The sequence below is a fragment of the Isoptericola sediminis genome, from assembly GCF_013085345.1.
GTDB classification, from domain to species: Bacteria; Actinomycetota; Actinomycetes; order Actinomycetales; family Cellulomonadaceae; genus Isoptericola; species Isoptericola sediminis.
In genome coordinates this window covers 1-22,836 of sequence record NZ_JABFAJ010000022.1, presented here as the reverse complement: position 1 = coordinate 22,836, position 22,836 = coordinate 1, and the positions used below count along the sequence as shown (strand labels likewise).

The following is a 22,836-nucleotide window of genomic DNA, read 5'->3' as shown; positions in this document are numbered from 1 at the left end:
GATGGTGCGGCCCCGGGATCCCGGGGCCGCACCCCCCACGGAAAGAGAACCCTTGATGTCTGTGCGCTCCGACCTGCGCAACGTGGCGATCGTCGCCCACGTCGACCACGGCAAGACCACCTTGGTCGACGCCATGCTGCGTCAGGCGGGTGCCTTCGCCGCGCACCAGCAGGTGGACGACCGGGTCATGGACTCCGGTGACCTGGAACGTGAGAAGGGCATCACGATCCTCGCCAAGAACACGGCGATCCGGTACGCCGGACCGTCGGCGGCGGAGGCCGGGGAGTCCGACGGCGTCACGATCAACGTCATCGACACCCCCGGCCACGCCGACTTCGGCGGCGAGGTCGAGCGGGGCCTGTCCATGGTCGACGGCGTCGTGCTGCTCGTGGACGCCTCCGAGGGACCGCTGCCGCAGACCAGGTTCGTGCTGCGCAAGGCGCTGGCCGCCAAGCTGCCGGTGATCGTCGTCGTCAACAAGGTGGACCGCCCGGACTCGCGCATCACCGAGGTCGTCGCCGAGACGACCGACCTGCTGCTCGGGCTGGCGAGCGACCTGGCCGACGAGGTCCCCGACCTCGACGTGGACGCCGTCCTCGACGTGCCGGTGGTCTACGCCTCGGCCAAGGCGGGGCGTGCCTCCACCGAGCAGCCCGCCGACGGCGAGCTGCCCGCGAACGAGGACCTCGAGCCGATGTTCTCCACGATCCTGCGGACCGTCCCGGCGCCGACGTACGACGAGACGATGCCGCTGCAGGCGCACGTGACGAACCTCGACGCCTCCCCGTTCCTCGGCCGTCTGGCCCTGCTGCGGGTCCACAACGGCACGCTGCGCAAGGGCCAGACGGTCGCCTGGGCGCGCCAGGACGGCACGCTGAGCCAGGTGCGGATCACCGAGCTGCTCGAGACGAAGGCGCTGGACCGCGTCCCCGCGGAGTCGGCCGGCCCGGGCGACATCGTCGCGGTGGCGGGGATCGCGGACATCATGATCGGCGAGACCCTCACGGACGCCGACGACCCGCGCCCGCTGCCGCGCATCACGGTCGACGACCCGGCGATCTCGATGACGATCGGCATCAACACGTCCCCGCTGGCCGGCAAGGGCGGCAAGGGGCACAAGGTCACCGCCCGGCAGGTCAAGGACCGCCTGGACGCCGAGCTCATCGGCAACGTCTCGCTGCGGGTCCTGCCCACCGACCGGCCGGACGCCTGGGAGGTGCAGGGACGCGGCGAGCTCGCCCTGGCGATCCTCGTCGAGCAGATGCGCCGCGAAGGGTTCGAGCTGACCGTCGGCAAGCCGCAGGTCGTCACCAAGCAGATCGACGGCAAGACCTGCGAGCCGATGGAGCGCATGACGATCGACGTGCCCGAGGAGTACCTCGGCGCCGTCACGCAGCTCATGGCGGCGCGCAAGGGCCGCATGGAGACGATGGCGAACCACGGCACCGGCTGGGTCCGGATGGAGTTCGTCGTGCCGGCCCGCGGCCTCATCGGGTTCCGCACCCGGTTCCTCACCGAGACGCGCGGCACCGGCATCGCCTCCTCGTACGCCGAGGGCTACGAGCCGTGGCACGGGACCATCGAGTCCCGCCTGACGGGGTCCCTGGTGGCCGACCGTGCCGGTGCCGTGACGCCGTTCGCCATGATCAACCTGCAGGAGCGCGGCACGTTCTTCGTGGACCCCACCCAGGAGGTCTACGAGGGCATGATCGTGGGCGAGAACTCCCGCAACGAGGACATGGACGTCAACATCACCAAGGAGAAGAAGCTGACGAACATGCGGTCCTCGACCGCCGACAGCTTCGAGAACCTGGTGCCGCCGAAGAAGCTGACGCTCGAGGAGTCGCTGGAGTTCGCGGCCGAGGACGAGTGCGTCGAGATCACGCCCGAGATCGTCCGTATCCGCAAGGTCAACCTCAACGCCACGGAGCGCGCCCGGGCCGCCGCACGGGCCAAGCGTTCCTGAGTCCGGTCGTGCGTCCGGGGGAGACCACGCCGGGGACCCGGCCGGCTGATCCGTCGGTCGGGCCCCTGCTGGCGGTGCACGCGCACCCCGACGACGAGACGCTGGCGACGGGTGCGTTGCTGGCGACCTGGGCGGCCGCGGATGCGCCGGTGACCGTGGTGACGTGCACGCGCGGCGAGCGGGGCGAGGTGATCGACACGCCCACCCATCCCACCGGGGTGGCGCACCTGGAGGGTGACGGCCCGGCCCTGGCCGCCCACCGGGAGCAGGAGCTCGCCGCCGCTCTCGACGCGCTCGGCGTGACGGACCGGTTGTTCCTCGACACCGTCGGCGGACCCGGGCGCCTGGAGGACTCGGGGATGGCCTGGGTCGCCCCGGGCATCGCCGGTCCGGCACCGGACTCCGGTCCGACGGCGTTCACCCGCGTGCCGCTCGACGCGGCCGCGGGCCGCCTGGCCGCCGTGCTGCGCGACCGCCGTCCCGCCGTCGTCGTCACGTACGAGGCCGGCGGCGGCTACGGGCACCCCGACCACGTGCGCACCTACGAGACCACCGTGCGGGCGCTCGACCTCGCGGCGGACCCCGGCGCCGACGTCGACGGCGAGCCCTGGCGGGTCCCCGAACGCTGGGAGGTCGTGGTCCCGGCGGACCGCTGGCACGCCGGGCGTGCCGAGGTCGCCGCGTCCCCACGGCACCGCGCCCTCGCCGCGGAGGCGGGGCTGACCCTTCCCGCACCGGACGTGGACCCGCCGCCGCTCGCCGTCCCCGCCCCCGAGCTGGCGGCCGACGAGGTCGTCACCGTCGCGGTGGAGCCGGTGCTCGACCGGGTCCTCGCCGCCCTGCGGGCCCACGCCACCCAGGTGCAGCACGCCGGGGCCACCGACCTGCCGGGGGTGTGCGCGCACTACGCGCTGAGCAACGGCGAGCTCGCCCCGGTTCTCGTCGACGCGACCGTCCGGGTGCGCCGGTAGGGTCTGTCCGGTGATCTCGCCCCCGCCCCACCACGTGCAGCGCGCGCCCCGCGCGGGCAGCCCCCTGCTGGTCGTCTGGCGGCTGCTGCTCGGGCTCCTGCTCGGCGCCGTCGTCGGGCTCATCGGCACCGTCGGTCACCGGATGCTCTGGGGCGACCTGCCCGTCGGTCCGGTGCTGGGCCTGGCGCTGACGTTGTCCGCGGCGGTGCTCTGCCGCGCGTGGTCCGGTGTCGGCACGCTGCTGGCGTGCGGTGCCGGGTGGCTCGTGACCGTCCAGGTGCTGGCCGCCGAGGGGCCGGGCGGTGACGTGCTCGTGCCGGCCGACGCGATCGGGTACGTCTGGACCTACGGCGGCCTGGTGCTCTTCGCCGTGGCGGCGTTCCTGCCCCGGCGATGGTTCGTGGACGACCCCGACGCGGGGTGACCTGGGCCGAGTAGGATGCCTACTCGCGTGGCGTCCGCCACGCCCAGGACGTCCCGGGGGTCGTGGGACCCCCACGAGAGACCAGCACGGAGCGTGTCGATGGGCCAGCCGACCGACGGTGACGACCGGGTTCCCGAGCAGCGGGACCCAGGGCGGTCGCCCGCCGACGCCCCCGACGAGGACGTCCCGTACCAGCCCCCGGTGCGCGCGTGGGAGGAGCCCGCGACGTCGCCGCCCGACGCCGCGCCGACGGAGCCCACCGGCTCCGACGAACCGGTGACCGCGGCGGACGAACCGGACGCGACCCGAGCCGCACCCGACCAGCAGCAGCCGGAGCAGCCGCAGCCGGACGAGTCGCAGCCGGAGCAGCCGCAGCCGGAGCAGCCGCAGCCGGTGCAGCCGGGGACGCCGGGTCCCGCCGACGCGGCTCCGGAGCCCTCCGAGTCCTCGTCGCCCGCGACGGCCACCCCGCCGTCCGGCGCCTCGTCACCGGATCCCGAGGAGTCCGAGGTCCCCTACGAGCCGTCCGTGCGCGCCTGGGAGCGTCCTCGTCAGGTCGGGACCGTCCGCGCGCCCGGCGGAGCGCCCGCCGCCCCCACCGAGGCCATCCCCGCCGTGTCGTCGACGTCGGCGGGCAGCTCCACGAGCCCGTCCTCGGCGGACGGGGCCACCGGCTCGCGGTCCGGCGGCATCGGCGCGACCCTCGGCGGCCTGCTCGGCGACGGCGCACCCAGCCGCACCCCGAAGGTGCTGCTGGGTGTGCTGACCGGGCTCGTCGTCCTCGCCGGCCTGTACGTCGGCGCGCAGTGGATGGTCGCGGACACCGTGCCGAAGGGCACGACGGTCGCCGGCGTCGACGTCGGCGGTCTGACCGCGCCGGAGGCGGCCACGGCACTGGACGAGGGCCTCGGACCGCGTGCCGCCGAGCCGCTGACCGTGCGTGCCGGCGACGCCACGAGCACGATCGACCCGGGCGAGTCGGGGCTGCGGCTCGACTCCGCGGGGTCGGTGGAGGACCTCACCGGGTTCACGCTGGACCCCTCCCGGTTGCTGGAGCACCTCGTCGGCGGCGACGAGGTGGCGCCGGTCGTGACGGTCGACCGCGGTGCCCTGACGGCGACGGTGAACGGTGTCGCCGAGTCGCTGGCGACCGAGCCGGTCGACGGCAGCGTCCGGTTCACCGACGGCGAGGCGGTGGCCACCGAGGCCGTCGCCGGGACGCAGGTCGTCGTCGCCTCCGCCGACGACGCGATCGTCGACGCCTGGCTCGTCTCGGAGGGTCCGGTCGACCTGCCGACCGAGTCGGTGGACCCCGCGATCGACCAGGCCGACACCGACGCCGCCCTCGTCGAGGCCCGGGAGATCGTCTCGGGTCCGGTCACGGTCCAGGTGGACGCCCAGAACCCGGAGCTCCCCGCCCGGGTGCTGGCCCGCTCCACGTCCTTCGCCGCGCAGGACGGCGAGCTCGTCGCGCGGTTCGACGGTGACCGGCTCACGTCCGCCATCGTCGAGCGGACCAACGACCTGCTGCGCGAACCGAACGACGCCCACTTCGAGTTCTCCGACGGCAGGCCGGTGATCGTCGGCGGGGAGACGGGCACGACCCTCGACCCGCAGCAGGTCGCCGAGGCCGTCGGCGGCGCGGCGCGCGCCGCGGAGCGCTCCACGCAGGTGGAGCTCGTCGAGTCGGACCCCGAGGACTCGCGGGCCTCGCTCGAGGAGCTCGGCGTCCAGGAGGTCGTCTCCGAGTTCTCGACCCCGCTGACCGCCGAGCCGATCCGCACCAAGAACCTGGTGCGCGGTGCCGAGCTGGTCAACGGCACCCTGGTCCGGCCGGACGAGACCTTCTCGCTCGTCGACACGCTCTCGCCGATCGAGGAGTCCAACGGCTACTTCGCGGCCGGTGTGGTGAGCAACGGCGTGCACGTCGACGCCGTCGGCGGCGGCCTCTCCCAGATGGCCACCACCACCTACAACGCCGGTTTCTTCGCCGGGTTCGACGACGTCGAGCACCGCCAGCACAGCTACTGGTTCAGCCGGTACCCGGCCGGACGCGAGGCGACGATCTACGTCGGCGCCATCGACATGAAGTTCCGCAACGACACCCCGTACGGCGCACTGCTGCAGAGCTACGTCTCGGGCGGACGCCTGCACGTGAAGGTCTGGTCGACGAAGTACTACGACGTCGAGGCCTCCGACTCCGGCAAGCAGGACGTGGTGCCGGTCTCCACGGTGAACAAGTCCGGCGACCCCGACTGCGAGCCGTACTCCGGGGGCGAGGCGGGGTTCGCCATCACCGTGTACCGCAAGGTGTACCACGACGGTGACCTCGTCAAGGACGAGTCCGACTTCTGGCGCTACAAGCCCGACGACGCCGTGAGCTGCGAACCGGAGAAGGACTCCGAGAAGAAGGACGGGGGCGACTGATGCTCGGACGCGTCTCCCGAGAGTCGTCGGCGCACGCCGCGGCGGCCGCCCACGAGGCCGGCTGGTCCGGTGTCGCGCCGGGCTCGACGGTGGTGTCGGCCGTGCGTGACGAGTCGACCGAGCTGCTGGACCTCGGGACCATCGCGCAGGCGCTGGCGACCGTGGCGGGCATCGACGACCTGGCGGCCGTCGTCCACCTCGGGCACCCGGAGCAGCCGTCGCCCGCCCTGGAGCAGGCGCTGCTCGCCGGTGACCCACGGCTGATCCTCACCGCTGCCACCACCGTGCGGACGCGGTGGACCTGGGTCGCGCCGCCGGGCGTCGTCGGTGGGCAGGTCGTCGTCGACGAGGCCGGCATGCGGGACTGCGCCGACGTGCTGCGCACCATGGGTGTCAGCCCGCGGCTGGTGCCGACGGCGACGCCCGTCGCGGAACGGGCGGCGCTGGCGGGGGAGCAGGGGTCGCTGGTCGTGGAGCGCCCCCGTGTCCCGGCCGGCTGGACCGAGGTGCCCGGCAGCGAGCACCTGAACGAGCTGGCGCCGGTCTGGTACGGGCTGCTCGAGGCGCGGGCCGCGTGGCCGCGGTTCACCGCACCGGCCCAGGTCTGGCTCGCGTTCGGCCCGAGCGACGACCACCGCGGGTCGCTGCGCCAGACGCTGGGGGTGCTCGTCGACGCCGGCGTCGACCTGCAGCACCTGCGCAGCCACCCCTCGACCTACGGCCCGCACGTGTTCTTCACGTCGTTCCGGTGCCCGGACGTCGCCGTGCTCGACGGCCTCGTCGCGGAGCTGGACGCCCGCTCGGTCGCGCACCGCACGCTCGCGGTCCTGCCGGGCGGCCGCTTCGCGCCCGGACCCGAGGGACTGACCCCGCGATGGGTCGGCGCGTGAGAGTCGCCTACCTGGGCCCGGAGGGGACCTTCACCCACCAGGCGGCCCGGCTCTGGACCGACCGTGCGGCCACGGGTGCCGACATCGTGCCCTGCGCCGACGTCCAGGGCGTGCACGACACGGTCGCCGCCGGGTCCGCCGCGGTCGGCGTGGTGGCGATCGAGAGCTCGGTCGAGGGCTACGTGGTGCCGTCCCTGGACGCCCTGCTCGCCAGCGCGGACGTCGTCGCCGTCGACGAGGTCGTCCTGGACATCACCTTCGACGCCTTCGTGCGCCCCGGCCACGGCGAGCTCGTCGAGGCGACCGCCCACCCGCACGGGCTCGCGCAGTGCCGCCGGTTCGTCGAGGCGCGCGGCCTGGCACCCGTCCCGGCGCCGTCCAACGCGGCCGCGTGCCGGGACGTGGGCGACCACCAGGTCGCCCTCGGGCCGCCCGTGGCCGGGGAGCTGTACGGCCTGGAGACGCTCGCGCGGTCCGTGGCCGACTTCGCCGGTGCGCGCACCCGCTTCCTCGTCCTGGACCGGCGCGACCGGGCCCGGGACCGTCTCGCCGTGGACGCCGGACGGGCCACCACCTGGCGCACCATGCTGGCCGTCACGCCGACGATCACGGGGCCCGGTGTGCTCGCCCGCGTCACGGACGCGTTCGCCGTGCGCGACGTCAACATGTCGAGCCTCGTCACCCGCCCGCTCAAGGCGCGCGAGGGCCAGTACGTCTTCGTGGTGACCCTGGACGCCGCTCCGTGGGAGCCCGCCGTGCGGGACCTCTTCGGCGACCTGCTGGCCGCCGGGGACGCCCTGAAGGTGCTGGGTGCCTACGCGGCCTCGCCGGGCGAGGGCGGGCTCGACGGCGCGCTCGCGGACGAGGCGCCCACGGGGTCGGTGCGTGCGGGCGACCCGGAGGCCGTCCTGGCCGAGGGGCTGCTGTGGTGACCGGCGACGCCGGCCCGACCGGGCGTGTCGCGGTCGTCGGCCTGGGGCTCATCGGGGGGTCGCTGGCCCGGCTGCTGGTCGCGCGCGGAGCCGACGTGGTGGCCACCGACGCCTCCCCGTCCGTCCGTGGGGCGGCGCGTCGGGCCGGGATCGCCGTGACGGACGACGTGGCCGGCTGTGTGGCGGGGGCCGACCTCGTCGTGCTGGCGGTGCCGCTGCGCGCCATGGCGTCGGTGGCGGAGCAGGTGGCCGTCCACGCGTCGCCGACCGCCACGATCACCGACGTCGGCAGCGTCAAGACCCCGGTCCGCGCGGCGATGGCCGACGCCGGGCTCGCGGGCCGCTACGTGGGCGCCCACCCGATGGCGGGGACCGAGCACAGCGGGTTCGGGGCGTCCGACGCCGGGCTGCTCGACGGGGTCGTGTGGGCGGTGACCGTCGACGACGCCGTCGCGGCCGACACGGAGCGTGTGGCCGAGGTCCTGACCTGGGTGACCGGGCCGTGCGCCGGCCGCGTGGTCGTCCTCACCGACGACGTCCACGACGAGGCCGCGGCGCTGGTCAGTCACGTGCCCCATGTCGTCGCCACCCAGCTGCTCAACGCGGTGGCCGGTGCGCCGGTGGGCCCGGTGGCCCGACTGCTGGCGGCGGGCAGCTTCCGCGACGGCACCCGGGTGGCGCTCACCGACCCGGCCCGGACCGAGGCGATGGTGACCGAGAACGCGACCTGGGTGGCACCCGCGCTGCGCAAGGTGGTGCGCGACCTGGAGCTGGTCGTCCACCGGCTCGAGTCGAACGCCTCGGTGCACGACTACTTCCACGCGGCGGACTCCCTGCGCGCGGAACGCCGGGACGCGGCGGGGAAGGGTGCCGACGCGCCGGGCGAGCCCGTCGCCGTGCCGCGGACCGCCGGGTGGCCGGCGGTGCTGGTCGAGCGGTGCACCGCGGGAGCGGTCGTCGTGGGTCTGGACGACGACACCGTCCGGCTGACGGCGCCGCGACACGCCTGACGCGGCACGCCCCCAGCCGCGAGTCAGGACGGTCTCTCGCGGGTCAGGGTGCTCGGCCGCGAGTCAGGATGGTCTCTCGCGAGTCAGTCCTGGCTGCGAGGACGCCGTTCCGGGCGTGGCGGCAGGATCCGCGTCGCCTCGATGTCCTCGGCGGCGATCCGGACCTCGACACCGGCGTCGGGGGCCGACGGCCGCGCCGGGTCGCGGCGCAGCGTGATGCCCGAGGTGTCGCATCTCACCACCACGCCGATGACGTCCGTCCAGCGTTTGCCGCTGGTCAGCGCCTCGTCGGGGGAGAGCCGGCGTCGCACCACGGCGCGGGTGCCGACCGGCCAGTCTCGCCAGTCGGACGGACCGTCGGCGGCGTGCTGGTTTCTCACGTGAGCGATACTAGAGTGAGCCCCCGAACCACCGGAGCGTTGCTCCCCGATCCCCCGGAAGGGAACTGCAGTGACCTACGTGATCGCTCAGCCGTGCGTCGACCTCAAGGACAAGGCGTGCATCGAGGAGTGTCCCGTGGACTGCATCTACGAGGGGAAGCGGTCGCTCTACATCCACCCGGACGAGTGCGTGGACTGCGGTGCGTGCGAGCCGGTCTGCCCGGTCGAGGCCATCTACTACGAGGACGACGTCCCCGAGGAGTGGACCGACTACTACCGGGCCAACGTCGAGTTCTTCGACGACCTGGGCTCCCCGGGCGGCGCGGCGAAGATGGGCGTCATCGAGAAGGACGACCCGATGATCGCCGCCCTGCCCCCGCAGGGCTGACCCCGGACGCCGGATGGGTTTCGCCGACCTGCGTGACCTGCCCTATCCCTGGGACACCCTGGGCGACGTCCGCGCGACGGCGGCCGCTCACCCCGGCGGGATGGTCGACCTGTCCGTCGGCACCCCCGTGGACCCCACGCCCCAGGTCGTCCAGGACGCCCTGAGAACGGCGGCGGACGCCCCCGGCTACCCGACCACCCACGGCACCCCGGCGCTGCGCGAGACGGTCGTCGACTGGTTCGCGCGGCGCCGGGGCGTGCCCGGGCTGGACCCCGCCGGCGTGCTGCCGACGGTCGGCTCCAAGGAGCTGGTCGGTCTGCTCCCGTCCCTGCTGCGCCTCGGCCCGGGTGACGTCGTCGTCCACCCCGCGGTCGCCTATCCCACCTACGACGTCGGCGCGCGGCTCGCGGGGGCGACGGCGCTGCCGAGCGACGACGTCGCCACGTGGGCCGGGCGCGCCGACGTGCGTCTGGTGTGGGTCAACTCCCCGTCCAACCCCACCGGCGCCGTGGCCGACGTCGAGCACCTGCGCGCCGTGGTCGCGGCGGCCCGCGAGATCGGCGCGGTCGTGGTGTCCGACGAGTGCTACGCCGAGCTGGCGTGGGACGCGCCGTGGGCGGGTGCCGACGGCGTCAGCACGGTGCCCAGCCTGCTCGACCCCCGGGTGACCGACGGCTCGCTCGACGGCCTGCTCGTCGCCTACTCCGCGTCGAAGCAGTCCAACATCGCGGGGTACCGGGCGGCGTTCGTGGCCGGGGACTCCCGCCTCGTCGCGGACCTGGTCGCCACCCGCAAGCACCTGGGCATGATCATGCCCGCACCGGTGCAGGAGGCGCTGCGCGCAGCCCTGCGTGACGATGCGCACGTCGACGCGCAGCGGGAGCGGTACCGGCGTCGCCGTGCTGCCCTCCTGCCGGCGTTGCGGCAGGCCGGGTTCGTCGTCGATCACTCCGAGGCCGGCCTCTACCTGTGGACGGGGCGTCCCGACGGCGCCGCCGGCGGGACGACCTCACGCGACCTGGCGCGGTGGTTCGCGACCCGTGGGATCCTGGTCGGACCGGGAGAGTTCTACGGAGTCGCGGGCGGGTCGCACGTGAGGGTGGCCTTGACGGCTGCCGACGATGCCGTGACCGATGCTGTGGCACGGCTCACATCTCCTTGACGTGACGATTGGAACCGCATGGGATGAGGGGGGTATTTTGATCTGCAGGCCGAGGCTGCTCTGCGGTGACACCGTCCAGGCGGGCACGTCAGGTAGTCCGTGACCATGCCATGAGTTCACGTGCCGGAGCCTCCGACGACGGAGGCCGAGGGCCCGTCAGGGAAGGAAGACATGACGTCAACCCAGCAGACCGCCACGGTCGAGCTCAGCGTCGACGGCACGCGCCGAGAACTGCCCGTGGTGGCCGCGACGGAGGGTAACGACGGCATCGTCGTGTCCTCCCTGCTCAAGGACACCGGGATGGTGACCGTCGACCCCGGTTTCACCAACACGGCCTCCTGCGAGTCCGCGATCACCTACATCGACGGCGGCCAGGGCATCCTGCGCTACCGCGGCTACCCGATCGAGCAGCTCGCCGACTCCTCGTCGTTCCTCGAGGTGTCCTACCTGCTGATCCACGGCGAGCTGCCGTCGCCCGCCCAGCTCGAGGCGTTCACCGACCGCATCAACCGCCACACCCTCGTCCCGGAGGCCTTCCGGACCTTCCTGGGGACCTTCCCGCGCGGCGGTCACCCGATGGCGATCATGGCCTCGGCCGTGAACGCGCTCGCCACGTACTACCCCGAGTCGCTCGACCCGCACGACGACGAGGCGGTCGAGCTGGCGACGGTGCTGATCCTCGCCAAGATCCGCACCATCACCTCCTACGTGCACCGCTCCATGCGGGACGAGCCGCTGCTGTACCCCGACGCCGCCCGCGGGTACGTCGACGACTTCCTGCGGATGACCTTCGCCCGGCCGTACGAGGAGTGGCAGGCCAACCCGACCCTCGTGGCGGCGATGGACAAGCTGCTCATCCTGCACGCGGACCACGAGCAGAACTGCTCGACCTCGACGGTGCGCGTCGTCGGTTCCTCGAACGCGACCCTCTACGCCTCGGTGTCGGCCGGCATCAACGCCCTGTCCGGCCCGTCGCACGGCGGTGCCAACGAGGCCGTGCTGCTCATGCTGGAGAACATCCGCTCGGGCGAGGACTCCGTGGAGACCTTCATGAAGAAGGTCAAGAACAAGGAGGACGGCGTCCGGCTGATGGGCTTCGGCCACCGGGTGTACAAGAGCTACGACCCGCGCGCCGCGATCGTCAAGAAGCACGCCGACGCCGTGCTCGACGAGCTCGGTGCCAAGGACGAGCTGCTCGACATCGCCCGGGGCCTCGAGGAGATCGCGCTCAACGACGACTACTTCGTCGAGCGCAAGCTCTACCCGAACGTCGACTTCTACACGGGCCTCATCTACAAGGCGATGGGCTTCTCGCCGGCCATGTTCACCCCGCTGTTCGCGCTGGGTCGCATGCCGGGCTGGATCGCCCAGTGGCGCGAGATGATGAAGGACCCGCAGACGAAGATCGGCCGTCCCCGCCAGATCTACACGGGTCCCACCGAGCGGCCCTACGTGCCGCTCGACCAGCGCTGATCCTCTCGGCATCAGGGGCACGCCCCACGGCGTCGCGTTCACGGTCGCTGCGCGACCTGCACTTCGCGGCTGACGACGCCGTGGGGCGTGCCCCTCTTCCGTTCCCTGCACGCAGCCAGGGCGGCACCCGCCCGCTCTGACGCTTCCTCGTGTCCCGACGGGCGTCCGGCGCCCGGCCGGTCGTCAGCCGGCGGGCTGGATGACGCGGATGCGCACGACGCCGTCACGCGGGGGGTCCTCGTCCGCGCCCAGGGTGGACCACGTGCCCGACTCGCGGGTCCAGACCTGGTCCGCGGCGCGGACCTCGGTGGCCCCGGTGGCGTTGGCCGTCGCCACGGCCCAGTGCGCCACCGTCCACGTCCCGCGGTCCGTGTCCCCCTCGTGCAGTCCGGCGGTGTCGACGCGGACCGTGGCGCCGGTCGAACGCACCGCGTCGGCCCCCAGGCCCAGATCCCGGTCCAGCCGCTCGGGGACGCCGACGTGGGCCGTGGCGGGATCGGCCGGTCTCAGCGTGCAGGTGACCGACCCGGGGGAGTGGCCCGTCAGCGACGACGCCCACGCCCGGGCACGGGACTCGTGCTGGGCGTACGCGGTCGGGAACGCCGAGCGCTGCACGGCCTGCGCGGCATCGGTCACCGCCATGGTCGGCCACCCCTCGACCTCGACGAGCCCGTCGTAGAAGGCTCCGGTGGAGTAGACGGGGTCCAGGATCTCGTCCGGGGTGCCCCATCCCTGCGAGGGGCGCTGCTGGAACAGGCCGAGGGAGTCACGGTCCCCGTAGTCGATGTTGACCAGCTGGGACTCCTGCAGCGCGGTGGCCACCCCGATCGTGCCGGCGCGCGCGGGCAGGGACCGCTGGATCGTGGTGCCCACGATCAGCGCGGCGTTGTGCGCCTGGACGGTGCTGAGCGACCACTCCGTGCCGTCGAGACGGGCCGTGCACTCCTGCGCGCCGGGGCGGCCGTCCTTGACCCCCTGGTAGAGCAGCGTGCCGGTCACCGCGGCGGCGCCGACGGCGAGCACCGCCACGACGGCGCCGGCCCCCGGGGCCGGCCGCCGCCGCGTCGACATCAGTTCGCGTGCAGCGCGGCGTTCAGCTCGACGCCGACGCCGCTCCGCGTCAGGGCCTCCACGGCGCCGGTGCGCGAGTTGCGCCGCAGCAGCAGGCCGTCACGGCCGGAGAGGTCACGGGCCTTGACCACGCGGGGTTCGCCCTCGTCGCCCATCTCGTCCAGGACCGTGACCTTGGTGCCCGCGGTGACGTAGAGACCGGCCTCGACGACGCAGTCGTCGCCCAGCGCGATCCCCAGACCGGCGTTCGCTCCCAGCAGGCAGCGCTCGCCGAGGGAGATGACCTCCTTGCCGCCACCGGACAGGGTCCCCATGATCGAGGCGCCGCCCCCGACGTCGGACCCGTCGCCGACGACCACGCCCGCGGAGATCCGCCCCTCCACCATCGAGGAGCCGAGCGTGCCGGCGTTGAAGTTCACGAAGCCCTCGTGCATCACCGTCGTGCCCTCGGCCAGGTGCGCGCCCAGGCGGACACGGTCGGCGTCCGCGATGCGCACGCCCGTCGGGACGACGTAGTCGACCATGCGCGGGAACTTGTCGACGCCGTAGACGGTGACCGGGCCGTCGCCGGCGGCGCGCAGCCGGAGCCGCGTGGTCTCGAAGTCGGCCACGGCGCACGGCCCGCGGGACGTCCACACCACGTTGGTGAGCTTGCCGAAGATGCCCTCGACGTTGAGCCCGTGCGGCCGGACCAGGCGCGCGGAGATCAGGTGCAGACGCAGGTAGGCGTCCGCGGTGTCGGCCGGCGGCGCGTCCAGGTCGATCTCGGTGCGCACCACCGAGACGTCCACGCGGCGGGCGTCGTCGCGCCGGGTGAGCGCGGCCAGGTCGACGGGGACGTCGACGTCGTCGGGCGCGGTGCCGAGCACGGGCGCCGGGTACCAGACGTCGAGCGTGCTGCCGTCGTCGGCGACCGTGGCGAGGCCGAGGCCCCAGGCGGTGCGGGGAGAGGTGCTGGGCGTCGTCATGGGCCCAGCCTATCCGCGCGAGGTGGCACGATGACGGGGTGACCGACACGCAGACACGACTCGACCCGGCCCTGACGGATCCTGCGACGCTCCCGAGCTCCGACCTCGTGGACCTGCTCGCCGCGGTCTGCGACATCGAGTCCGTCTCGGGCGGCGAGACCGCCCTGGCCGACGCGGTGGAGGCGCTGCTGCGCGACCAGCCCCACCTCGAGGTGCACCGGGATGGCGACGCCGTCGTCGCCCGCACCATGCTGGGCCGGGACCGTCGCGTCGTGCTCGCGGGGCACCTCGACACCGTGCCGCTCACCGATCCGCCGAACCTGCCCACGCGGCTGACGGGTACCGGGGACGACCGGGAGCTCTGGGGACGCGGCACCGTCGACATGAAGGCCGGGATCGCGGTCATGCTGGCGCTCGCCGTCGAGCTGGGCCGTCCGGGCGCCGAGCCGGTCGCCGACGTGACGTACGTGTTCTACGACCACGAGGAGGTCGAGGAGTCCAAGAGCGGGCTCGGGCGCCTCGCCCGGAACCGTCCGGACCTGCTCGCGGGAGACTTCGCCGTGCTCGGGGAGCCGACGTCGGCGGACATCGAGGGTGGTTGCCAGGGCACGCTCCGCGTCGACGTGCGCACCCGCGGCGTGGCGGCCCACTCCGCGCGGTCGTGGCGGGGCGAGAACGCCATCCACGCCGCGGCACCGATCCTCGCGCTGCTCGCCGGCTACGACGCCGCACAGGTCGAGGTCGACGGGCTCGTGTATCGCGAGGGGCTGAACGCCGTGGGCATCACCGGCGGCATCGCCGGCAACGTGGTGCCCGACGCCTGCACCGTGACGGTCAACTACCGCTTCGCTCCGTCGCGGACGCTCGCCGAGGCCGAGCAGCACCTGCGTGAGCTGTTCGCCGACCACGAGGTCGTCGTCACCGACGCCTCCCCGGCGGCTCGCCCGGGCCTGGACGACCCCCTGGCCGCCGAGTTCGTCGCTGCTGTCCTGGCGCGGACCGGGGGAGAGCCGAAGCCGAAGTTCGGCTGGACGGACGTGGCGCGCTTCGCCGAGCTGGGGATCCCCGCGGTCAACTTCGCCCCCGGGGACCCGCTCCTGGCGCACGCCGACGACGAGCGGGTGCGGGTCGCCGAGCTGGCCGTCTGCCGCGACGCCCTGCGCGACTGGTTGCGCGGCGCGTAGACACCCGGACACCCGGTCACCGCCGGACGCGACGAAGCCGGTGGCGCCACCCCCGAGGGGGCGGTGCCACCGGCTTCGTCGCGTCCGGCGGTCCCTCAGCCCTGCATGCGGCGGCGGGCGAACATGATCCCGGCGCCGGTGCCGATGAGCAGCAGGGTGGCGATGATGGCCATGGCCGGGTCGGCACCGGTTCGCGGCAGCGGCGGCGTCGGCGGCGTGACCGGGACGTCGCGGCAGATCTCCACCGACGCCGAGTCGCGGTCGAGCTCGGTGTCACCGTCGAGGAGGTAGGCCTCGTTGGTGACGTCCAGGCACTCGCCCTGCTCGACCATGACGGTCGTGCTCACCGGGAACTCCGTGACGGCTCCGGGCTTGCTCGCCTCCACGGTCCCGAGCAGCACCGGCGGGAGGCTGGGGCTGGTCACGCCGCCCCAGATGGTGAAGTCGTCCCAGACCTCCACCGACGTCGGCCCGTTGTCGGTCACCGTCGGGTCGATGTCGACCTGGTCGGAGGCCATGTCGGTACCGGCGTTCTCCGGGTCGTCGACGTCGTCCTGGGTCTGCGGGTACTCCCCGAGGTCCCAGGTGACGGTGGCCCCGAGCGTGCCCTCGAAGTCGTTGACGTTCTCGCAGGTGAACGTCAACGCCGTCTCGCCCGGCCCGAACGAGTACGGGCCGTCGAGCACGACCTCCTCCTCGCCCTGGCCGGCCGTGATCGTGCACGAGCTGGCCTCGAACATCGCCGCGACGGTGCCCATGACCGGGTGGTCGTTCGGGTTGGACACCACGGCACCGGCCTCGAGGGTGGCGTCGTCGACGGTCGTCGGTCCCTCGACGACCCGCACCGTGAACTCGACGGTGGTGTGGGCCTGGTCGGCGGGCAGGGTGACCGGGTGGGTCTCGGCCTCCTTGTCGACGGTGAAGGTGCGGCTGACGAACTGCTCACCCATCCCCATCACCTCGATGTCCAGCGGCTCCCAGGCCAACGGGTCGACGAAGGTGAGGGCCTTGTCATCGCCCGTGGCCAGGGTGACCATCTGGCTGCGCTGCGCCGGCAGCAGGTAGCCGTCGGGGGCGACCGTCTCGGTGACGGTGTACTCGCCGAAGTAGACGACGTCCTCGAACGTGTACATCCCGGTCTCGCCGGTGCTGAACTCGTAGGGCTCCTCGCTCTCGGGGTCCATGGGGTTCGGGAAGATCGTGAACGTCGCACCCGGCAGGTAGACGTCGTCCGCGTCCTCGTGCATCTTCTCGGCGGCCTTGTAGACGGTCAGGTCGGCTCCGTCCTCGCGGCAGACCTCGACGACCTCGGTGGCGGAGTCGATGCGTTCGCCGTCGGCGCCCGCCTCGACCTCGACGATGTAGCCGTCGTTGACGACCTCGACGCACTCGCCCAGCGGGACCTCGATCACTCGCGTGACCGGGAACCGGGTGGTGTTCTCGCTCCCCGTCGCGTCGACGGTGCCGAGGAACTCGGGCTCGAAGTCCGGGCTGGTGAAGTCGTCCCAGACGTCCACGGACTGCAGGCCGTTGTCGGTGGTGACGGTCTCGAGGTCGAGGCTGTCGGAGGCCTCGCCCGCAGGAGCGTTCTCCGGGTCGTCGACGTCGTCCTGGGTCTGCGGGTAGTCCCCGCGGTCCCAGGTGACGGTGGCGTCGACCGTGCCGAACAGCGGCGGGTTCGGGCACTCGACCATGAGGACCGTGTCGCCCGAGGTGAACGAGCTCTCCCACTGGTTGAGCTCAGTGCCCATGTAGGTGCAGTAGGCGCCGTCGATGGTGACGTCCACCAGGCCGGTCACCGAGCCCGCGTTGGGGTTCGTGACCGTGACCGCGACCGAGCGGTTGGGGTTCTCCGCCGGGTCGAGGAACGTGTCGCTCTCGTACACCTCGACGGTGTACTCCAGCTCGATCGACTCCTGGTCGGCCGGCAGCAGGACGGTGTCGTTGCCGTCGACCTGCTTGTCGTTGGTCCAGGTCCGGGTCACGAACTGGTCGGCTGAGACGTCGACCGTGAGCGGCTCCCAGATCAGCGGGTCGACGAAGGTCAGGGCCTTGTCGTCGCCGGTGGCCAGGGTGACCATCTGGCTGCGCTGCGCCGGAAGCAGGTAGCCCTCGGGGGCGACCGTCTCGGTCACCGTGTACTCACCGAAGTAGACGACGTCCTCGAACGTGTACATCCCGGTCTCGCCGGTGCTGAACTCGTACGGCTCCTCGCTCTCGGGGTCCGTGGGGTTCGGGCTGATCTCGAAGGTTGCGCCGGCCAGCGGCTCGCCCTGCTCGTCCTCCTTGTAGATGGTCAGGTCGGCTCCGTCCTCGCGGCAGACCTCGACGACCTCGGTGGCGGAGTCGATGCGTTCGCCGTCGGCGCCCGCCTCGACCTCGACGATGTAGCCGTCGTTGACGACCTCGACGCACTCACCCAGCGGGACCTCGATCACCTGGGAGACCGGGAACTGGGTGGTGTTCTCGCTCCCCGTGGCCTCGACGGTGCCGAGGAACTCGGGCTCGAAGTCCGGGTTGGTGAAGTCGTCCCAGACGTCCACGGACTGCAGGCCGTTGTCGGTCGTGACTTCCTTGAGGTCGAGGCTGTCGGACGCCTCACCCGCGGGGGCGTTCTCCGGGTCGTCGACGTCGTCCTGGGTCTGCGGGTAGTCCCCGCGGTCCCAGGTGACGGTGGCGTCCACCGTCCCGAACAGCGGCGGGTTCGGGCACTCGACCATCAGGACCGTGTCACCCGAGGCGAACTCGTTCTCCCAGGCATCGAGGTCGGTGCCCATATAGGTGCAGAACGCGCCGTCGAGCTCGACGGTGAGCATGCCCATGACCGCACCCGCGTTGGGGTTGTTGACGGTGATCGTGACCGAACGGCTCGGGTCCTCGTCCGGGTCGAGGAACGTGTCGCTCTCGTAGACCTCGATCATGTAGTCGAGCTCGATCGACTCCTGGTCGGCCGGCAGCAGGATCTGGTCCTCGCCGTCCACCCGCTTGTCGTTGGTCCAGGTCCGGGTCACGAACTGCTCCGCCGACAGTTCCAGGTCCAGCGGCTCCCAGATCAGCGGGTCGACGAAGGTCAGGGCCTTGTCGTCGCCGGTGGCCAGGGTGACCATCTGGCTGCGCTGGGCGGGCAGCAGGTAGCCGTCGGGGGCGACCGTCTCGGTCACCGTGTACTCGCCGAAGTAGACGACGTCCTCGAACGTGTACACGCCGTTCTCGTCGACCGTGAACTCCAGCGGGTCGTCACCGGACGGGTCGACCGGGTTCGGGCTGATCTCGAAGGTTGCGCCGGCGAGGGGCTTGCCCTGCTCGTCCTCCTTGTAGATGGTCAGGTCGGCGGGGGCTTCACGGCAGATGTTGACGATCTCGGTGGCGGAGTCGATGCGTTCGCCGTCGGAGCCTGCCTCGACCTCGACGATGTAGCCGTCGTTGACGACAAGGATGCACTCGCCCAGCGGGACGAAGATCTCCTGGGTGACGGGGAACTGGGTGGTGTTGGCGCTGCCGATGGCGTCGACCGTCCCCAGGTAGGTCGGGGGCAGGTCCGGGTTGGTGAAGTCGTCCCAGACGTCGACGGACTGCAGGCCGTTGTCGGTGGTGACGGTCCCGAGGTCGAGGCTGTCGCTGGCCGAGTCGGTACCGGCGTTGTCGGGGTCGTCGATGTGGTCCTGGGTCTGCGGGTAGTCCGCCAGCTCCCAGGTCACCGTGGCATCGACCGTGCCGAACAGCGGCGGGTTGGGGCACTCGACCATGAGGACGGTGTCGCCGCTGGCGAACGCGTTCTCCCACTGGTTGAGCTCGGTGCCCATGTAGGTGCAGTAGGCGCCGTCGATGGTGACGTCCACCAGTCCGGTCACCGGGTCCGCGTTGGGGTTGTTGACGGTGACCGCGACCGAACGGTTCGGGTCCTCCGCCGGGTCGAGGAACGTGTCGCTCTCGTACACCTCGATCATGTAGTCGAGCTCGACGGACTCCTGGTCGGCCGGCAGCAGGAGGACGTCCTCGCCGTCGACCTGCTTGTCGTTGGTCCAGGTCCGGGTCACGAACTGGTCGGCTGTGACGTCGACCGTGAGCGGCTCCCAGGCCAGCGGGTCGACGAAGGTGAGCGCCTTGTCGTCGCCCGTGGCCAGGGTGACCATCTGGCTGCGCTGCGCCGGAAGCAGGTAGCCCTCGGGGGCCACGATCTCCGTCACCTCGTACTCGCCGAAGTAGACGACGTCCTCGAACACGTAGACGCCGTTCTCGTCGACCGTGAACTCCAGCGGGTCGTCACCGGCCGGGTCGACCGGGTTCGGGCTGATCTCGAACGTGGCGCCCGGCAGCGGCTGCTGGTCCTCGTCGACCTTGAAGATGGTCAGGTCGGCGGGGGCTTCACGGCACACGTCGACGACCTCGGTGGCGGAGTCGATGCGTTCGCCGTCGGCGCCCGCCTCGACCTCGACGATGTAGCCGTCGTTGACGACCTCGACGCACTCGCCGAGGCCGACCTCGATCACCTGGGAGAACGCGAACTGGGTGGTGTTCTCGCTGCCCGTCGCGTCGACCGTCCCCAGGTAGGTCGGGGGCAGGTCGGGGTTGGTGAAGTCGTCCCAGACGTCGACGGACTGCAGGCCGTTGTCGGTGGTGACCTGCTCCAGCTCGAGGCTGTCATTGGCCGAGTCGGTACCGGCGTTGTCGGGGTCGTCGACGTCGCCCTGGGTCTGCGGGTAGTCCCCACGGTCCCAGGTGACGGTGGCGTCGACGGTGCCGAACAGCGGCGGGTCGTCACAGACGACCATGAACACGTTCGCGCCGCTGGCGAACTCGTACTCCCACTGATTCAGTTCGGTGCCCTCGAAGGTGCAGTACGCGCCGTCGAGAGTGACGTCCAGCAGGCCCGTGACCGGGTCCGCGTTGGGGTTGTCGACCGTGACCGTGACGGAGCGGTTCGGGTCCTCGTCCGGGTCGAGGAACGTGTCGCTCTCGTACACCTCGATCATGTAGTCGAGCTCCACGGACTCCTGGTCGGCCGGCAGCAGGACGGTGTCGTTGCCGTCGACCTGCTTGTCGTTCGTCCAGGTCCGGGTGACGAACTGCTCCGCCGACAGCTCCAGGTCCAGGGGCTCCCAGATCAGCGGGTCGACGAAGGTGAGCGACTTGTCGTCCCCGGGAGCGAGCGTGACCACCTGGTCGCGGTCGGCGGGCAGCAGGTAGCCGTCGGGGGCGACCGTCTCGGTGACGGTGTACTCGCCGAAGTAGACGACGTCGGAGAAGGTGTACTCACCGTTCTCACCCGTGCTGAACTCCAGCGGGTCGTCACCGGACGGGTCCACCGGGTTCGGGCTGATCGTGAAGGTCGCCCCGGGCAGCGGCTGCTGGTCCTCGTCCACCTTGAAGATGGTCAGGTCGGCCGGGTTCTCGCGGCAGACCTCGACGACCTCGGTGGCGGAGTCGATGCGTTCGCCGTCGGCGCCCGCCTCGACCTCGACGATGTAGCCGTCGTTGACCACCTCGACGCACTCGCCGAGGCCGACCTCGATCACCTGCGTGACCGGGAACTGCGTGGTGTTCTCGCTGCCCGTCGCGTCCACGGTGCCGAGGAACTCGGGCGGCAGGTCGGGGTTGGTGAAGTCGTCCCAGACGTCCACGGACTGCAGGCCGTTGTCGGTGACGTCCACGACGATCTCGGCCGAGTCCGAGGCCGAGTCGGTGCCGGCGCTCCCCGGGTTGTCGACGTGGTCCTGGGTCTGCGGGTAGTCCCCGAGGTCCCAGGTCACGGTCGCCGTCACGGTGCCATCGGTGATGTCGTTCGGGCACGTGACGCCGAAGACGGTGTCACCGCCGGCGAAGTCGAGCTGGAGCCCGTCGGCCACCGGGTCGACGTCCACCGCCCCGTCCACGGTGCAGTCGGTGCCGTCCATGTCGACCGCGAGCGTGCCCCGTACCGGTGCGTCGTTCGGAGCCTCGTTCGGGTTGTTCACCGTGAGCTCGATGGTGCGGTCCTCGTCGGTCACGACGGTGGGGCCCTCGTACACCTCGACGATGTAGTCGAGCTCGACGGAATCCTGGTCGGCAGGCAGCAGGACGGTGTCGTCGCCGTCCACCTGCTTGTCGTTCTCCCAGGTGCGGGTGACGAACTGCTCGGACGCGCCGGTGACGTCGATCTCCAGCGGCTCCCACGGGAGCGGGTCGACGAACGTCAGGGACGCGGACTCGGCCGGGCCCACGGTGATCAGCTGGGTCCGTTCGGCCGGCAGCAGGTAGCCCGCAGGGGCCTCGGTCTCGGTGACAGTGAACTCCTCGTCCCAGAGGTTCTCGCCGATCGTGTCGAAGGTGTAGGTGCCGTCCTCGCCGGTGGTGAACTCCAGCGGGTCGTCACCGGACGGGTCGACCGGGTTCGGGCTGATCGTGAACGTTGCGCCGGGCAGCGGGATCCCGTCCTCGTCCTCCTTGAGGATCGTCAGGTCGGAGCACAGGCTCGGCACGTCGATCTCACCGGTGGCGAGGTCCTTGAGCGCGGAACCTCCGGCCTCACCGGTCTGGGTGCGCATGTTCAGCGTGCTGAACCCGGCCGCCGGGCACAGGGTGCCGATACCGAGGTCCGTGAGGTTGAGCGAGGCCTCGACGAACCGGTCGGCGCTGATCTCGCCGTTCACCGCGTTCGGCGAGTTGAAGTAGTCGGTGATCGACGTGGTGTTCACGGCGACGTCGGAGAGGTCACCCGAGCACGACTGCCGGTCGGACCAGTCCGAGCCGTCCCAGGTGTCGACGCCGATGCACGTGAAGCCGGCGTTTCCGTCCTCCTCGACGACGATCCGGATGTCACCCACCGTCCGGTCGGGGTTCAGGGCGTCGAGGTTCGGCTCCTGGTTCAGCTCGATGAAGTAGTTCACCGACCCGGAGTCGCCGTCGCGGTCCCAGGCGAGGTGCAGCCACTGGGTGTAGTCCCCGTTGTCCTCGACGATCTCGCTGTCGACCAGGACGTTGCCGAGGTCGGACTTGCCGGAGTTCGTCCCCGGGTTGCCGGTCGACCAGTTCGGCCAGCCCTGGGCGGGGTTCTGGGGGTCCTCCTTGCTGGACCCGGAGAACGTGGTGGTGTCGGCGTTGCCGATCGGGTCGGGCACGACGTCGGGGTCGGCCGTCTGCCAGTCGAGGGTGGCGTCGGTGGTCTGGTTGCCGTCGATCTCGAACGTGCTCGGGACGGCGGTCGCCGGCGTGCTCAGCGCGACGACGGACCCGAGGGCGAGCGTCGTGGCGGCCAGGGCGGCGACGGGACGGGAGAGCCTGCCCCTCCGGAGGGCTGTCGCGGCCTTGCGGTGTGAACTCCAGGAGCGCATCTTCTGTCCGATCCATCCGGGGCCGCCGTGGCCGGCAGGCGTGGTGAACGTCACATCCTCAAGGAGCGTATCCCCGCACTGACGGCACTCACAGGGCAGGACGCAGATATCACCCGCTCGTCACGCGCAGGGGTCGTGAACGGTGTGATGCCGGGCCTCCGGAGTCCTGCTGGGCGAGCTGGTCGAGGCTCTTCCGGACGCCCTGGACCGACCGGTAACCGCTGATGGCGAGCGGGGGAGCGGCCGGGCACGACGAAGCCGGTGGCCCCGCCCCGAGGGA

Annotated in this window: 15 protein-coding genes; 11 read left to right on the top strand and 4 right to left on the bottom strand. The window is 71.9% G+C overall.

Annotated elements, in window-relative coordinates:
• Nucleotides 1-55: 55 nt before the first annotated feature.
• The 7 genes from typA (at nt 56) to HLI28_RS12060 (ending at nt 8,620) form a co-directional block, all read left to right on the top strand.
• A complete protein-coding gene (gene typA / locus HLI28_RS12090) occupies nt 56-1,966 on the top strand; it encodes a translational GTPase TypA (protein ID WP_171247821.1) in 1,911 nt (636 codons plus the stop codon).
• An 8-nt stretch (nt 1,967-1,974) separates the two neighbouring features.
• Nucleotides 1,975-2,937, top strand: coding sequence for a PIG-L family deacetylase (locus tag HLI28_RS12085; protein ID WP_171247820.1), 963 nt, complete (start codon nt 1,975-1,977; stop codon nt 2,935-2,937).
• Nucleotides 2,938-2,947: 10 nt separating this feature from the next.
• Nucleotides 2,948-3,361, top strand: a complete 414-nt coding sequence (locus HLI28_RS12080; protein WP_343035819.1) for a DUF6113 family protein — start codon at nt 2,948-2,950, stop codon at nt 3,359-3,361.
• Nucleotides 3,362-3,460: 99 nt separating this feature from the next.
• Nucleotides 3,461-5,788 (top strand): VanW family protein, encoded by a 2,328-nt coding sequence (locus HLI28_RS12075; protein WP_216077703.1) that lies wholly within the window; start codon nt 3,461-3,463, stop codon nt 5,786-5,788.
• Nucleotides 5,788-6,678 carry an ACT domain-containing protein gene (locus HLI28_RS12070; protein ID WP_171247819.1) on the top strand — a complete coding sequence of 297 codons (891 nt, stop codon included), beginning with the start codon at nt 5,788-5,790 and terminating at the stop codon, nt 6,676-6,678. Before HLI28_RS12075 ends, HLI28_RS12070 begins: the two co-directional genes overlap by 1 nt.
• On the top strand, nt 6,675-7,610 hold the full coding sequence (locus tag HLI28_RS12065; protein ID WP_343035818.1) for a prephenate dehydratase: 936 nt from the start codon (nt 6,675-6,677) through the stop codon (nt 7,608-7,610). The genes HLI28_RS12070 and HLI28_RS12065 overlap by 4 nt, the downstream gene beginning before the upstream one ends.
• Nucleotides 7,607-8,620 (top strand): prephenate dehydrogenase/arogenate dehydrogenase family protein, encoded by a 1,014-nt coding sequence (locus HLI28_RS12060; protein ID WP_171247817.1) that lies wholly within the window; start codon nt 7,607-7,609, stop codon nt 8,618-8,620. The genes HLI28_RS12065 and HLI28_RS12060 overlap by 4 nt, the downstream gene beginning before the upstream one ends.
• Nucleotides 8,621-8,703: 83 nt before the next feature.
• Here HLI28_RS12060 and HLI28_RS12055 read toward each other — a convergent pair whose 3' ends face one another.
• Nucleotides 8,704-9,000 (bottom strand): DUF6725 family protein, encoded by a 297-nt coding sequence (locus tag HLI28_RS12055; protein ID WP_171247816.1) that lies wholly within the window; start codon nt 8,998-9,000, stop codon nt 8,704-8,706.
• 70 nt (nt 9,001-9,070) lie between these two features.
• On the opposite strand from HLI28_RS12055, the gene fdxA reads away from it, so the two are divergent.
• From fdxA to HLI28_RS12040, 3 genes are all read left to right on the top strand, one after another.
• Entirely contained in the window at nt 9,071-9,388 is a 318-nt protein-coding gene (gene fdxA / locus HLI28_RS12050; RefSeq protein WP_171247815.1) for a ferredoxin, read from the top strand.
• Between the two features lie 13 nt (nt 9,389-9,401).
• On the top strand, nt 9,402-10,550 hold the full coding sequence (gene dapC, locus HLI28_RS12045; RefSeq protein WP_216077702.1) for a succinyldiaminopimelate transaminase: 1,149 nt from the start codon (nt 9,402-9,404) through the stop codon (nt 10,548-10,550).
• A 171-nt stretch (nt 10,551-10,721) separates the two neighbouring features.
• The gene (locus tag HLI28_RS12040) at nt 10,722-12,023 is read left to right on the top strand and encodes a citrate synthase (RefSeq protein WP_171247814.1); all 1,302 of its coding nucleotides are present in this window, start codon (nt 10,722-10,724) and stop codon (nt 12,021-12,023) included.
• A 183-nt stretch (nt 12,024-12,206) separates the two neighbouring features.
• Here the strand turns inward: HLI28_RS12040 and HLI28_RS12035 are convergent, their stop codons facing one another.
• Together HLI28_RS12035 and dapD are read right to left on the bottom strand one after the other, a co-directional pair.
• A complete protein-coding gene (locus tag HLI28_RS12035) occupies nt 12,207-13,094 on the bottom strand; it encodes a hypothetical protein (protein ID WP_343035817.1) in 888 nt (295 codons plus the stop codon).
• Complete coding sequence (gene dapD, locus HLI28_RS12030; protein ID WP_171247813.1) at nt 13,094-14,062, bottom strand: 2,3,4,5-tetrahydropyridine-2,6-dicarboxylate N-succinyltransferase; 969 nt, start codon at nt 14,060-14,062, stop codon at nt 13,094-13,096. Before dapD ends, HLI28_RS12035 begins: the two co-directional genes overlap by 1 nt.
• A gap of 38 nt (nt 14,063-14,100) precedes the next feature.
• On the opposite strand from dapD, the gene dapE reads away from it, so the two are divergent.
• Complete coding sequence (dapE, locus tag HLI28_RS12025) at nt 14,101-15,246, top strand: succinyl-diaminopimelate desuccinylase (RefSeq protein WP_171247812.1); 1,146 nt, start codon at nt 14,101-14,103, stop codon at nt 15,244-15,246.
• A gap of 95 nt (nt 15,247-15,341) precedes the next feature.
• Here dapE and HLI28_RS12020 read toward each other — a convergent pair whose 3' ends face one another.
• Nucleotides 15,342-22,610 carry a SpaA isopeptide-forming pilin-related protein gene (locus HLI28_RS12020; protein ID WP_171247811.1) on the bottom strand — a complete coding sequence of 2,423 codons (7,269 nt, stop codon included), beginning with the start codon at nt 22,608-22,610 and terminating at the stop codon, nt 15,342-15,344.
• Between the last annotated feature and the right edge of the window lie 226 nt (nt 22,611-22,836).